Origin of the sequence: Ewingella allii (assembly GCF_044430645.1) — a bacterium.
GTDB lineage: Bacteria > Pseudomonadota > Gammaproteobacteria > Enterobacterales > Enterobacteriaceae > Ewingella > Ewingella allii.
This window is the reverse complement of sequence record NZ_JAWUDN010000005.1, coordinates 331,523-344,244: the sequence shown is the minus strand read 5'-3', so window position 1 is coordinate 344,244 and position 12,722 is coordinate 331,523. Positions and strand designations below refer to the sequence as shown.

General features: G+C 52.7%; 15 protein-coding genes. 2 read left to right on the top strand and 13 right to left on the bottom strand.

Going from position 1 to position 12,722, the window contains the following annotated elements:
- The 9 genes from SBO83_RS13980 to fkpA all read right to left on the bottom strand — a co-directional run.
- A partial coding sequence (locus SBO83_RS13980) for a GTP-binding protein (RefSeq protein WP_396131916.1) occupies positions 1–284 on the bottom strand: 284 nt, incomplete at its 3' end.
- A gap of 71 nt (positions 285–355) precedes the next feature.
- On the bottom strand, positions 356–2,470 hold the full coding sequence (fusA, locus tag SBO83_RS13975) for an elongation factor G (protein ID WP_353503555.1): 2,115 nt from the start codon (positions 2,468–2,470) through the stop codon (positions 356–358).
- A gap of 96 nt (positions 2,471–2,566) precedes the next feature.
- Complete coding sequence (rpsG, locus tag SBO83_RS13970; protein WP_005969574.1) at positions 2,567–3,037, bottom strand: 30S ribosomal protein S7; 471 nt, start codon at positions 3,035–3,037, stop codon at positions 2,567–2,569.
- A 96-nt stretch (positions 3,038–3,133) separates the two neighbouring features.
- The gene (gene rpsL, locus SBO83_RS13965) at positions 3,134–3,508 is read right to left on the bottom strand and encodes a 30S ribosomal protein S12 (RefSeq protein ID WP_013573668.1); all 375 of its coding nucleotides are present in this window, start codon (positions 3,506–3,508) and stop codon (positions 3,134–3,136) included.
- Positions 3,509–3,651: 143 nt separating this feature from the next.
- Positions 3,652–3,942 (bottom strand): sulfurtransferase complex subunit TusB, encoded by a 291-nt coding sequence (gene tusB / locus SBO83_RS13960; protein ID WP_396131915.1) that lies wholly within the window; start codon positions 3,940–3,942, stop codon positions 3,652–3,654.
- Between the two features lie 13 nt (positions 3,943–3,955).
- Positions 3,956–4,315, bottom strand: coding sequence for a sulfurtransferase complex subunit TusC (gene tusC, locus SBO83_RS13955; protein WP_396131914.1), 360 nt, complete (start codon positions 4,313–4,315; stop codon positions 3,956–3,958).
- Between the two features lie 19 nt (positions 4,316–4,334).
- Positions 4,335–4,727, bottom strand: coding sequence for a sulfurtransferase complex subunit TusD (gene tusD / locus SBO83_RS13950; protein WP_185689107.1), 393 nt, complete (start codon positions 4,725–4,727; stop codon positions 4,335–4,337).
- A complete protein-coding gene (locus SBO83_RS13945; RefSeq protein ID WP_034793705.1) occupies positions 4,724–5,446 on the bottom strand; it encodes a helix-turn-helix transcriptional regulator in 723 nt (240 codons plus the stop codon). The genes tusD and SBO83_RS13945 overlap by 4 nt, the downstream gene beginning before the upstream one ends.
- Positions 5,447–5,701: 255 nt before the next feature.
- Complete coding sequence (gene fkpA, locus SBO83_RS13940) at positions 5,702–6,550, bottom strand: FKBP-type peptidyl-prolyl cis-trans isomerase (protein ID WP_396131913.1); 849 nt, start codon at positions 6,548–6,550, stop codon at positions 5,702–5,704.
- 244 nt (positions 6,551–6,794) lie between these two features.
- Here fkpA and SBO83_RS13935 point away from each other — a divergent pair, with 244 nt between their 5' ends.
- Positions 6,795–7,013, top strand: a complete 219-nt coding sequence (locus tag SBO83_RS13935; RefSeq protein WP_034793707.1) for a protein SlyX — start codon at positions 6,795–6,797, stop codon at positions 7,011–7,013.
- A gap of 75 nt (positions 7,014–7,088) precedes the next feature.
- On the opposite strand, the gene slyD is transcribed toward SBO83_RS13935, so the two are convergent.
- The 4 genes from slyD to kefG all read right to left on the bottom strand — a co-directional run bounded on the left by slyD (position 7,089) and on the right by kefG (position 10,493).
- The gene (slyD, locus tag SBO83_RS13930) at positions 7,089–7,694 is read right to left on the bottom strand and encodes a peptidylprolyl isomerase (protein WP_034793709.1); all 606 of its coding nucleotides are present in this window, start codon (positions 7,692–7,694) and stop codon (positions 7,089–7,091) included.
- A gap of 119 nt (positions 7,695–7,813) precedes the next feature.
- A complete protein-coding gene (locus SBO83_RS13925; protein ID WP_034793711.1) occupies positions 7,814–8,017 on the bottom strand; it encodes a YheV family putative zinc ribbon protein in 204 nt (67 codons plus the stop codon).
- A gap of 113 nt (positions 8,018–8,130) precedes the next feature.
- Positions 8,131–9,939 (bottom strand): glutathione-regulated potassium-efflux system protein KefB, encoded by a 1,809-nt coding sequence (gene kefB / locus SBO83_RS13920; protein WP_396131912.1) that lies wholly within the window; start codon positions 9,937–9,939, stop codon positions 8,131–8,133.
- Positions 9,939–10,493 (bottom strand): glutathione-regulated potassium-efflux system ancillary protein KefG, encoded by a 555-nt coding sequence (gene kefG, locus SBO83_RS13915; RefSeq protein ID WP_100936566.1) that lies wholly within the window; start codon positions 10,491–10,493, stop codon positions 9,939–9,941. Before kefG ends, kefB begins: the two co-directional genes overlap by 1 nt.
- A 131-nt stretch (positions 10,494–10,624) precedes the next feature.
- On the opposite strand from kefG, the gene SBO83_RS13910 reads away from it, so the two are divergent.
- Positions 10,625–12,544 (top strand): ABC transporter ATP-binding protein, encoded by a 1,920-nt coding sequence (locus SBO83_RS13910; RefSeq protein WP_185689104.1) that lies wholly within the window; start codon positions 10,625–10,627, stop codon positions 12,542–12,544.
- Positions 12,545–12,722 lie beyond the last annotated feature (178 nt).

The following is a 12,722-nucleotide window of genomic DNA, read 5'->3' as shown; positions in this document are numbered from 1 at the left end:
CCGGTGATCATGTTTTTCACATAGTCGGCGTGTCCTGGGCAGTCTACGTGCGCGTAGTGACGGCTTGGGGTGTCATATTCAACGTGAGAAGTGTTGATGGTGATACCACGAGCTTTTTCTTCTGGTGCGTTATCGATCTGGTCGAAGGCACGAGCAGCACCGCCGTAGGTTTTAGCCAGAACGGTAGTGATTGCAGCAGTCAGGGTAGTTTTACCGTGGTCAACGTGGCCGATAGTACCAACGTTAACGTGCGGTTTTGTACGTTCAAATTTTTCTTTAGACACGGCTATATTCCTTACTCTTGTGCTCCCCCTTCATAGAGAGAGCACTGGATCATTGTGTTTAAACCAGTGGCTTATTTGCCACGAGCTTCAATAACGGCCTGAGCGACGTTGTTCGGCGCATCATCGTACTTCAGGAACTCCATGGAGTAAGAAGCACGGCCTTTGGTCAGAGAACGCAGTTGAGTTGCGTATCCGAACATCTCGGACAACGGAACTTCAGCGTGAATCTGAACGCCAGTAGCGTTGGATTCCTGACCTTTCAGTTGACCACGACGACGGCTAAGGTCACCGATGACATCACCAGTGTTCTCTTCCGGAGTTTCTACTTCAACCTTCATGATCGGCTCAAGCAGAACTGGTTTCGCTTTCTTAAAGCCATCTTTGAAGGCGATAGAAGCGGCCAGTTTAAACGCCAGCTCAGAGGAGTCAACGTCATGGTAAGAACCGAAGTGCAGACGCACGCCCAGATCTACTACCGGGTAACCCGCCAGTGGACCAGACTTCAGCTGTTCCTGGATGCCTTTGTCAATCGCGCCGATGAATTCAGTTGGAATCACACCGCCTTTGATTTCATTGACAAACTCATATCCTTTCGGATTTGTGCCAGGTTCTAGTGGGTACATGTCGATCACAACGTGACCATACTGACCGCGACCACCAGACTGCTTAGCGTGTTTACCTTCAACGTCGGTAACTTTACCGCGAATTGCTTCACGGTAAGCAACTTGTGGCTTACCGACGTTCGCTTCAACGTTAAATTCGCGACGCATACGGTCAACCAGGATGTCCAGGTGAAGCTCACCCATACCTGCGATGATAGTCTGACCAGATTCTTCGTCAGTCCATACGCGGAATGATGGGTCTTCTTTCGCCAGACGGCCCAGAGCCAGACCCATTTTTTCTTGGTCAGCTTTGGTTTTTGGTTCTACCGCAACGGAGATAACCGGCTCAGGGAACTCCATACGCTCCAGAATGATCACATTGTCTGGATCACACAGAGTGTCACCGGTAGTTACGTCTTTCAAACCGATTGCCGCAGCGATGTCGCCTGCACGAACTTCTTTAATTTCTTCACGCTTGTTAGCGTGCATCTGAACGATACGGCCCAGACGTTCGCGCTGAGATTTCACTGGGTTAAATACAGTGTCACCTGAGTTGACGAGACCGGAATAAACACGGAAGAACGTCAAGTTACCCACGAATGGGTCAGTTGCGATTTTGAACGCCAGAGCAGAGAACGGCTCAGCATCATCAGAGTGACGAACTGCTGGAGTGTCTTTACCGTCATCCAACATACCGTTGATAGCTTCAACGTCGGTTGGTGCTGGCAGATACTCAACAACAGCATCCAGCATTGCCTGTACGCCTTTGTTTTTAAACGCAGAACCACAGGTAACCAGGATGATTTCGTTGTTCAGAACGCGCTTACGCAGAGAAGTTTTGATCTCTTCTTCAGTCAGCTCTTCGCCACCAAAGAATTTCTCCATCAGCTCATCAGAGCCTTCAGCAGCGGACTCAACCAGTTTCTGATGCCATTCTTCAGCCAGTTCTTGCATGTCAGCTGGGATCTCTTCGTATTCGAAGGTCACGCCCTGATCAGCTTCGTTCCAGTTGATAGCTTTCATCTTCACCAGGTCAACAACACCGGTGAATTTCTCTTCCGCGCCGATTGCCAGTTGCAGAGGCACCGGAGTTGCGCCCAGACGTTTTTCAATCTGATCAACAACTTTCAGGAAGTTAGCACCCATACGGTCCATTTTGTTAACGAACGCGATACGAGGAACTTTATATTTGTTTGCCTGACGCCATACGGTCTCAGACTGTGGCTGAACACCACCAACAGCACAGTAAACCATTACCGCGCCATCAAGAACACGCATGGAACGTTCTACTTCGATGGTGAAGTCAACGTGCCCTGGGGTGTCGATGATGTTGATGTGGTGTGGTTCGAACTGCTTAGCCATACCAGCCCAGTAACAGGTGGTAGCAGCGGACGTGATGGTAATACCACGTTCCTGTTCTTGCTCCATCCAGTCCATGGTAGCTGCGCCATCATGAACTTCACCGATTTTGTGGTTTACACCGGTGTAGAACAAAACACGTTCGGTAGTGGTCGTTTTACCGGCGTCGATGTGAGCACTGATACCAATGTTACGGTAGCGCTCAATGGGTGTTTTACGAGCCATTTGATTCCTCTATAACTAGGACGTTCAAGTTCAGTTAACCCAAGCGGGTTGGCTTCTTGAAGCGCCCGCTTGGTTAGCATAACTACTGCGAAGTGATTACCAGCGGTAGTGGGCGAACGCCTTGTTGGCTTCAGCCATACGGTGAACGTCTTCACGTTTCTTAACAGCAGTACCTTTGTTCTCTGCTGCGTCAGAAAGTTCGTTCGCCAGGCGAAGAGCCATGGATTTATCACCGCGTTTACGAGCAGCTTCAACGATCCAACGCATTGCCAGGGCATTACGACGAACCGGACGTACTTCAACTGGAACCTGATAAGTAGAACCACCTACGCGGCGGGACTTAACTTCGACAGTCGGACGAACGTTGTCCAGAGCGACTTCGAAAGCTTCCAGGTGGCCTTTACCGCTACGTTGAGCCAGGGTCTCAAGAGCAGTGTAGACGATTGCTTCTGCAGTAGATTTTTTACCATCTACCATCAGAATGTTTACGAATTTAGCCAGCAGTTCGGACCCGAACTTAGGATCTGGCAGAATTTTACGTTGACCAATGACGCGACGACGTGGCATGGAAATACTCCGTTGTTAATTCAGGATTGTCCAAAACTCAAAGAGTTTATTTTGACATTAATGTAAAAATGTTTGGCCTTACTTAACGGAGAACCATTAAGACTTCGGCTTCTTGACGCCGTATTTAGAACGAGATTGCTTACGATCCTTAACGCCTGAACAGTCCAGCGCGCCACGGACGGTGTGATAACGCACACCTGGCAAGTCTTTTACACGACCGCCACGGATCAGGATCACGGAGTGTTCCTGCAGGTTATGACCTTCACCGCCGATGTAGGAGGTAACTTCAAAACCGTTAGTCAAACGCACACGGCATACTTTACGCAGTGCGGAGTTTGGTTTTTTAGGAGTGGTGGTATATACACGAGTACATACGCCACGTTTCTGCGGGCAAGCTTCCAGCGCTGGAACGTTGCTTTTAGCAACCTTCGTAGAGCGTGGTTTGCGTACCAGCTGATTAATTGTTGCCATTAAAAAGCTCCTGGATTTTGGTTCATAAACTACTTTGTAAACGCGTGTTAAATCACCCCATATACAGCATTAGCTAATATGGGGACGCAGAATTTTAGGGCTGACCTACAAAGGTGTCAAGAAATATACAGCGTTGGAGGTGATCACCATGCGATTTGCTGAGGGTGTTTTTCGGTCAGCGCGACGAAACCAGTATAGTCGATCAGCGTAATATTGTGTGAAATTTGACCAACCAATCCTCGGGCGGCTAAATCTTCACTTAGGGCATAGACAGAATGTTCTGCCGTAGCTAGATATGGGTGCGCCGCGCTGTTGTCTTTCAAGGCCGCCAGTACGCCGTCTTGCATCAGCAGTAAAGCGTCCTGTGAGCCAATCAGACTAACAAGTGTGGGGAAATCACACGCTTGGGGAGAATTCGCTAAGGTAAAAAGCATGGTTTTTCCTGCATTAAAATGTCATCACGACATCGTATTCCGCTAACTTAGCGCGCAATTCAGCCGCCGCCAGCCTCTCAACATCCAGCACCCAGTTGTCCACACTCGACAATCCGCGCGCCGCCAAGGACTCCTCGCAGATGAAACACTGGTCGATATCGTATAAGGATAAAACGCCGTAAGTGACGATATAATTACGCGAAAGAATTTTTTCTGGCTGTTGGTTCGGTAACAGCTGAAATACGCCATCGGCGACAAAGAACACGCCAATGTCTTCAGTTAACGCCGAGGTGGCGAGCAAAGCATCAAGTCCTTCCCTGCCTGCAGAACTGCCGTGTGGCCCATGCGTAAAAATAAAGGCGACTTTTTTCATATTGGATTACACCTTGTATTTAAAACTGCACTAGCCGATCGCAGGTCAGCGACGCTTCCGCCAAACTTCCCAGCCCGGTCAACGCAAAACCTGACTGCAGGTTAGCAAACTCACCGCCCTGATTGCGGGCTTCATCGCCATCAATCACGCCACGGCGCAGCGCGGCTGCCACGCAGACATTCAGCGCCACGTGGTTGTCGACGGCCAATCGCTGCCAGGCGCGCACCAAGTCGAACTCGTCTGAAGCTGGCGCAGAAAGCTGATTGCCGTTCAGAACGCCTTCGCGATAGAAAAAGATGCTGTCTAACTGATGCCCGGCGGCTAACAGCGCCAGAGCAAATTGATAGGCCGCGCTGGCTTGTTGCGTGCCGTAGGCAGGGCCGGTCACCAGCAGGCAATAACGCAGTTTCAACGTTCGTTCCCCACCAGGTCGCCGCTCTTAAATTGGCGGATATAGAGATAAACCGTGTGTTTGGAGATGTTCAGGCGATCGGCCACCTGGTTAATGGCATCTTTGATATCAAAAATGCCTTTCTCGTAAAGATTCAGAACCACCTGACGATTCTTGGCGTTATTCGACACGTTGCGGTCGGCATTCACCTCTTCAATGGTGAACTCCAGCGTTTGTGCCACCAAGTCGTCAACCGACGAGGCGAAGTTCACCGAAGGCGCCACTTCCTGCGTTTCTGGCGGCATAAAGGTCTGCATGATTTGCGAGAAAGGCACGTCGAGGTTCATGTTGATACACAGCAGGCCAATCACTCGCTGCTCGCGATTGCGAATAGCGATGGTGACTGACTTCATCAACACACCACTTTTGGCGCGAGTGAAATAGGCTTTCGACACATTGCTGTCGGCACCTGTCATATCGTGCAGCATGCGCAGCGCCAGGTCGGTAATAGGCGAACCGATTTTACGCCCAGTGTGTTCACCATTGGCAATTCGAATCGCCGAGCATTTCAAGTCTTCAAGAGAATGCAGAACAATTTCACAGTGCTCGCCGATAAGCATCGCCAGACCATCAACTACCGCCTCATACGAGGTGAGAATTTCGTGGTCGGTCTGAGTGAAAGGACGTTGGTCCAGCAAATCCAGTTCGCCGGTTTCGCCAGATATAAGCGAATTAGACATCGAAGCTACCACCCTCTACATTGCGCTCGCTTGAACCAGCAATACGCATCAATCAATATTCGGGGCCTTCACTGCTGTAAACAGGCAGACACCCTTGAGATCACATGGAATAGTGACGTTATGCTCGACAGGCAAACGCGTCAAGTGATCATCATAGAGTAACCGCAGTAAAATGAGGGTCACAGCCGGAATTAATCTTTCAGGCAAAAAAAACCGCCGCGTTTAGCGACGGTTTTTCAGAGCAACCAAAACAGATTAGTTTGTTTTAGGTGCTGCAGCGTCAGCTGGCTGGTCTGCCGCTTTTGGGTCAGCTTTAGGTGCGGCTTTAACGTCCAGCAGTTCTACGTCGAATACCAGAGTAGAGTTAGCAGGGATGCCTGGGACGCCAGTTTTGCCGTAAGCCAAGTCTGGTGGAATGACCAACTTGATTTTACCGCCTTTCTTAACGTGCTTCAGACCTTCGGTCCAGCCAGGGATCACGCCGTCAAGACGGAAGGACAGTGGCTCGCCGCGAGTATAAGAGTTATCGAACTCAGTCCCGTCGGTCAGAGTACCTTTGTAGTTAACAACTACGGTGTCGCTATCTTTCGGCACTTCGCCAGTACCTGGTTTTTCTACCTGATACAGCAGGCCAGATTCAGTTTTCTTCACGCCTTTAGTTTTGGCGAAGTCAGCGCGGAATTTGTCGCCTTTCTCTGCGTTAGCTTTAGCGTCTTGTTCAACTTTAGCCTGAGCGGAAGCCTTCACGCGGCCTTCGAAAGTTTGCAGCGTTTTCTCGATGTCGGCGTCAGACAGTTTGCTCTTGTTCGCAAACGCGTCCTGCACACCAGCGATCAACTGGTCTTTGTCCAGTTTGATACCCAATTTCTCTTGTTCTTTCAGAGAATTGTCCATGTAGCGGCCAAGTGAAGCACCCAGCGCGTAAGCAGCCTGCTCATCATCACTTTTAAACTTAGTTGTATCCGTCGCTGCCGGTCCGGCGACGGCTGGTGCAGCGGCAGGCGCTGGAGCAGCTTTTGCTGCATCATCTGCCATGGCCTGCGTCGCATTCAGTGCCAGTGCCATGGTGGTCGCTAACAGTGTTACTTTAAACAGTGATTTCATCCATTTCTCCAAGACCTGAAGCGCGCAGCCTCAGGTAACAATAACGAAAGTACGGCGGTTACTATAACTGTCCATGTTCGAACAAGACAATCTCTATACTAACCAATAGCGTATTATTCAGAACCTTTTTGAGACAATAAGTTTCTTAATTTCCTTAAAATACGAAAACTCTCAGACAGCCCGTCAGGTAATTCCCCGCATTTGCAGGTAGAATCCGTCCATTGCAGCATAAGAGGTGAAACCCATGGACCAGAGCGCCATCGAGAAACGTTTAGAGATGCTAGAAAGTCGTCTGGCATTTCAGGAAGTGACCATTGATGAACTCAATCACATCGTCACATCACACCAGTTAGAAATGAGTCGGCTGCATGACCACCTGCGCTTATTGACCGATAAACTGCGCGCGTCGCAGCCTTCGCAAATCGCCGATCAGTCGGAAGAGACGCCGCCGCCGCATTACTAATGCCACAGCCTTACGCCGCAGCAACAAAAAAGGCACCCATTGGGTGCCTTTTTCGCTTTAACGACTTAGTGGGCCTTAGTGGCAACCACATCCGCCGTTACCGCAACCGCCTTTGCTGCCGTGGTCATGGCCGTGATCGTGATCATGGCTGTGACCGTGGCCGCCGCAGCAACCGCCGTGGTCATGGTCGTGGTCGTGACCATGGTCATGACCGTGCTCGCCGTGAACGTGGCCGTGAGCCAGTTCTTCAGCCGTGGCTTCGCGTATCGCGACCACTTCTACGTGGAAGTTGAGGTTCTGGCCAGCCAGCATATGGTTGCCATCAACAACTACGTGGTCGCCATCAACTTCAGTGATTTCTACTGGAACTGGACCCTGATCGGTGTCAGCCAGGAAACGCATACCCACTTCCAGCTCTTCAACACCCATGAACACGTCTTTAGGCACGCGCTGCACCAGGTTTTCGTCGTAGTTGCCGTAAGCGTCATTGGCGCCAACGTGCACGTCGAATTTGTCACCGACTGCATGACCATCCAGCGCGGTTTCCAGACCGGAGATCAGGGAACCATGACCGTGCAGATAATCCAACGGTGCGCTCACCGGTGATTCATCAACCAACACACCGTCTTCTGTACGTACCTGATATGCCACGCTGACGACCAGGTCTTTTGCTACTTTCATGATAACTCCTACCGTTGGAAACTGAATGACAACAACAGTGCCGAATAAATTTGGCGAAGAGTGTAACGGAAATCCGCGCCTCTGTACCTGATAGCATACAAAAAACGCGACTATTAACGCTACTTCGGATCAAAAATACCGATAACTTGTTCGTCGCGGCGCAAGGTTTTATCCACCTGCTCATCGGTCTGGCGTTTATGCAAACCGCACTTGATGCACTCGACCACCTCAACCTGATCTTCAATCCATAAAGCGAGGGTATCCAGCGCCTTACATTGCGGGCAAACGGCGCCAGCGATGAAACGTTTACGGGTTGTAGCCATGACTTACTCTCCAAAAATGTCGCGTCTTGCGCCTGCTTTATACATGGGGGCAGGTGAAACGTTTTGCAAAAAAAAAATTTATCCGCCGGGCTTCTCGACAGCTATAGCCCGGCTTACTCGTCGTCGTCCCAGCCATCTAGCTGGCGGCGCTCGTTGTGCATTTCGCTTTGGAAGATGTCTTCCAGCTCGCGCCGCGCCTCTTTCACACGGGAAATCTGCGCCACGTCGCCACGGTTTTGCGGCACCAGTTCGCGCAACATGCGCATATCCAGACGGCGGAAGTGCTGCTGTGCGCGGTAGGCGCTGTGCGGATGCATCCCCAGCGTCACCAGCGTCTTCTTGCCTAACTCCAGCGCGCTGGAGAAGGTTTCACGCGAGAAGTGAGTCACGCCCGCCTGCAACAGCTCGTGCGCTTCAACACGTCCGCGAGCACGCGCCAAAATATTTAGATGTGGGAAATGCTGCTGGCACAGATGCACGATTTCCATCGTATCTTCCGGCTCATTACAGGTGATCACGATAGATTTGGCTTTCTCCGCGCCAGAGGCTCGCAGCAGTTCCAGCTCGGTGGCATCACCGTAATAGACTTTATACCCATAGGTGCGCATCAGGCCGACGGCGCTGATATCGCGCTCCAGCACGGTAATGCGTTTCTTGTTGGCCATCAGCAGGCGGCCAATCACCTGACCAAAACGCCCGAAGCCGACGATAATCACCTGCGGCTGGTCATCCTGCACGAAGTGCTTCTCATCGCTCTCTTCATTATCGTTGTAGCGGCGCACCAGAATCTTATCCACCGCCTGCATCAGCAGCGGCGTGGTCATCATCGACAGTGTCACCACCACCAGTAGCAGAGAGAGCTGCGAGGAGGAGATGACCTTCTGTGCACCGGCGGCTGAGAACAGCACGAAGGCGAACTCACCGCCCTGACTGAGTACCGCTGAGAATTGCAGCCGGACCGAGGTGCGAATGCCAAACACCCGCGCCAGCGTGTATAGCACCGCGCCTTTAATCGACACCAGTACCACCACGCCAATCAGCACTTCGAGCACGTGGGTGTAAAGCACGCCAAGGTTGAGCGCCATGCCCACCGAGATAAAGAACAGCCCGAGCAGTAAACCTTTAAACGGCTCGATGGCGATTTCCAGTTCGTGCTGATACTCACTTTCCGCCAACAGCACCCCGGCGATAAAGGTCCCGAGGGCCATTGAGAAGCCAAGCGAATCCATAAACAGCGCCGAGCCGAGCACCAACAGCAGCGCGGCGGCGGTGAACACTTCGCGCACGCCGGAGGCCACGATCAGCCGGAAAATCGGTCGAAGCAGGAAACGCCCGCCAATCAGCATTCCAGCAAACGCCAGCACCTTCAGGCCAATCATGCCCCAATTATTGGTGCCTTCCGGGCCACCAGCCAGCAGGGGGATCAGCGCCAACGCGGGGATAACCGCGATATCCTGAAACAGTAAAACCGCAAAGCCAAGCTGGCCGCCTTCATTGCGGGTCATGCTCTTGTCGCGCATTAATTGCAGGGCCATGGCGGTGGATGACATTGCCAAACCGATACCGCCAATCAGCGCCGCCTGCCAGGCGAAATTCGTCAAATAGAGCAGCCCGCCCAGCACGGCGGCGGTCAATATCACCTGCCCCGCCCCTACGCCGAAGATCTGCCTGCGCAGCTCCCAAAGCTTACCGGGATTCAGCTCCAGCCCGATGATAAACATCAGGAACACCACCCCAAGCTCGGAGAAGTGCAGAATTTCATCCACGTCGCGAATAAAACCTAGCCCCCACGGGCCGATAGCAATCCCGGCCAGCAGGTAGCCGAGCACCGCGCCAATGCCCAGCTTCTGGGCAATGGGTACAGCAACCACGGCAGCGAACAGAAAAAGTAAAATCGCTGCCGGAAGATTCGAACCGTCCATTATTGATTGCCTCCGTGTGGTAGTGGAGACCTTAACCAATCGCCGTAAGCCTGCGCATGACTATGTAATACATCAGGTTTCTGGCGGCGGGCCCAATAGATGATAATCGGCGTCATCCAGTGCATATGGCACATCGCCGAGGTCAGCTCGAAGGGACGCATAATGTCCGACATTGGGTAGCGGTTATAGCCGCCCGCCTTATAGGCACCCTCTGGCTCGCCGGTGGTGACCACCGAGCGCCAATACTTTCCCCGCAACGCGTTGCCGCCTGCGCCGCTGGCAAAGCCGCGAGCCAAGACGCGATCCATCCACTCTTTTAGCAGCGCCGGGCAGCTATAGGTATAAAGAGGATGTTGAAAAACAATCACTTTATGGTCGCGCAACAGCTGTTGTTCGCGGTGAATGTCGATGAAAAAATCGGGGTAGTGGGCGTACAAATCGTGAACGGTGACATGCTCTAATTGCTGCGCTTGTTGCAACAAAACGCGGTTGGCGACCGAATCGGGCGATTCCGGGTGGGCATACAGCAGCAAAACCTTTGGTGGCTGCGACATCAATACCTCCAAAGCGTCGTCAGGGTGCGGTTTTTCCGTTACCATGCTTCGCAAAGACTAAAAATAGGACGCAATACGTCTTGTTTAACTTATGATCGTGACAATTTAACATACTCTCAACACGGCGCTTTATGATTGTTTTCTCCTCATTACAAATCCGACGCGGCACTAACGTCCTGCTAGATAACGCATCAGCGACCATTAATCCCGGCCAAAAAGTCGGTTTGGTCGGCAAAAACGGCTGTGGTAAATCGACACTTATCTCACTGTTGAAAAACGAAATGAGCGCCGACGCGGGCAACATGACTTTCCCGAATAACTGGGCTTTGGCCTGGGTTAATCAGGAAACGCCCGCGCTTGACGTGCCAGCCATAGAGTATGTTATCGACGGCGACCGCGAGTTTCGTCAGTTAGAATCTGAATTGCACGCCGCCAACGAGCGCGACGACGGCAACGCCATCGCTCACGCCCACGGCAAGCTCGACGCCATTCAGGCGTGGACCATTCCGGCGCGCGCCGCCAGCCTGCTCAGCGGGCTGGGCTTTAGCCAAAGCCAATTGCAGCAGCCGGTGAAATCCTTCTCGGGCGGTTGGCGTATGCGCCTTAACCTGGCGCAGGCGCTGATTTGTCGCTCTGACTTACTGCTGCTCGACGAACCAACCAACCACCTTGATTTAGACGCGGTGATCTGGCTTGAGAAGTGGCTGAAAAGCTACACCGGCACGCTGGTGCTGATTTCCCATGACCGCGATTTTCTCGACCCGATTGTCGATAAAATCCTGCATATCGAGCAGCAGACGCTGAACGAATACACTGGCAACTACTCCTCCTTCGAGCGTCAACGGGCGACGAAACTGGCGCAGCAGCAGTCGCTGTTTGAGAGCCAGCAAGAGAAAGTCGCCCACTTGCAGAGCTATATTGACCGTTTCCGCGCACAGGCCACCAAGGCCAAGCAGGCGCAGAGCCGTATCAAGATGCTGGAACGCATGGAGCTGATCGCCCCGGCGCACGTGGATAATCCTTTTCATTTTAGCTTCCGTTCGCCAGAAAGTTTGCCCGACCCGCTGCTGCGCATGGAAAAAGTCAGCGCGGGCTATGGCGACACCACCATTCTGGACTCCATCAAGCTGAATCTGGTGCCGGGTTCGCGCATCGGGCTGCTGGGTAGAAACGGCGCCGGTAAATCCACGTTGATCAAGCTGTTAGCGGGAACCATGGCGCCTTTGCAGGGAGATATTGGCCTGTCGAAAGGGGTCAAACTGGGCTACTTCGCCCAGCATCAGTTGGAGTTCTTGCGCGCCGAAGACTCGCCGTTGCAGCACTTAGTGCGTCTGGCAAACAAAGAGACTGAGCAGCAACTGCGCGACTATCTCGGCGGTTTCGGCTTCCACGGCGATAAAGTGACAGACCCGACCGGCCGTTTCTCCGGTGGCGAAAAAGCGCGTCTGGTGCTGGCCCTGATCGTCTGGCAGCGCCCTAACCTGCTGCTGCTCGACGAACCAACCAACCACTTGGATCTCGATATGCGTCAGGCGCTGACCGAAGCATTGATCGATTTCGAAGGCGCGATGGTGGTGGTGTCGCACGACCGCCACTTACTGCGTTCCACCACCGACGACCTCTATCTGGTTCACGGCGGCAAAGTCGAACAGTTCGACGGCGATTTGGAAGATTACCAGCAGTGGCTGGTTGAGATTCAGCGTCAGGAGAGCCAGCAAGAAGCTCCGGCCAAAGACGGCGGCGTGAACAGCGCGCAGTCGCGCAAAGACCAGAAGCGCCGCGAAGCCGATTTCCGCAATCAAACCCAGCCGCTGCGCAAGCAGATAACCAAGCTGGAAACGCAGATGGAAAAGCTGAGCAACGAACTGGCGGCTATTGAAGAGAAGCTCGCCGATTCCGCCATTTACGACATCAGCCGCAAAGCCGAGCTTACCGAATGTCTGCAACAGCAAACTAAAACCAAAGGCGCGCTGGAAGAGACCGAAATGACCTGGCTCGACGCCCAAGAACAGCTCGAAGAGATGTCGAAGGCGTTTGATGTAGAGAGTTGATTTGGCTAGCCCCCTCCCCTGGAAAGGGGAGGAGCAAAACCTTAAACGACGTCGCAGCCCCGCACAGCCAAGGTATGAGCGTGATTGTGCGGGAGCGAGACAAGGCGCCACGAGCTGGGGAAACGGAGCATACATCAGTATGTGAGTATCCTACAGCGAGGCAGCAACGCCGTCGCAG

What these genes read in the sequence shown, in the direction of transcription:
- rpsG (WP_005969574.1), bottom strand. Translation starts at nt 3,037, where the DNA reads ATGCCACGTCGTCGCGTCATTGGTCAACGTAAAATTCTGCCAGATCCT.
- fkpA (WP_396131913.1), bottom strand. Translation starts at nt 6,550, where the DNA reads ATGAAATCACTGTTTAAAGTAACACTGTTAGCGACCACCATGGCACTG.
- kefB (WP_396131912.1), bottom strand. Translation starts at nt 9,939, where the DNA reads ATGGACGGTTCGAATCTTCCGGCAGCGATTTTACTTTTTCTGTTCGCT.
- tusC (WP_396131914.1), bottom strand. Translation starts at nt 4,315, where the DNA reads ATGAAAAAAGTCGCCTTTATTTTTACGCATGGGCCACACGGCAGTTCT.
- tusB (WP_396131915.1), bottom strand. Translation starts at nt 3,942, where the DNA reads ATGCTTTTTACCTTAGCGAATTCTCCCCAAGCGTGTGATTTCCCCACA.
- SBO83_RS13910 (WP_185689104.1), top strand. Translation starts at nt 10,625, where the DNA reads ATGATTGTTTTCTCCTCATTACAAATCCGACGCGGCACTAACGTCCTG.
- fusA (WP_353503555.1), bottom strand. Translation starts at nt 2,470, where the DNA reads ATGGCTCGTAAAACACCCATTGAGCGCTACCGTAACATTGGTATCAGT.
- rpsL (WP_013573668.1), bottom strand. Translation starts at nt 3,508, where the DNA reads ATGGCAACAATTAATCAGCTGGTACGCAAACCACGCTCTACGAAGGTT.
- SBO83_RS13935 (WP_034793707.1), top strand. Translation starts at nt 6,795, where the DNA reads ATGGACCAGAGCGCCATCGAGAAACGTTTAGAGATGCTAGAAAGTCGT.
- slyD (WP_034793709.1), bottom strand. Translation starts at nt 7,694, where the DNA reads ATGAAAGTAGCAAAAGACCTGGTCGTCAGCGTGGCATATCAGGTACGT.
- kefG (WP_100936566.1), bottom strand. Translation starts at nt 10,493, where the DNA reads ATGTCGCAGCCACCAAAGGTTTTGCTGCTGTATGCCCACCCGGAATCG.
- SBO83_RS13945 (WP_034793705.1), bottom strand. Translation starts at nt 5,446, where the DNA reads ATGTCTAATTCGCTTATATCTGGCGAAACCGGCGAACTGGATTTGCTG.
- SBO83_RS13925 (WP_034793711.1), bottom strand. Translation starts at nt 8,017, where the DNA reads ATGGCTACAACCCGTAAACGTTTCATCGCTGGCGCCGTTTGCCCGCAA.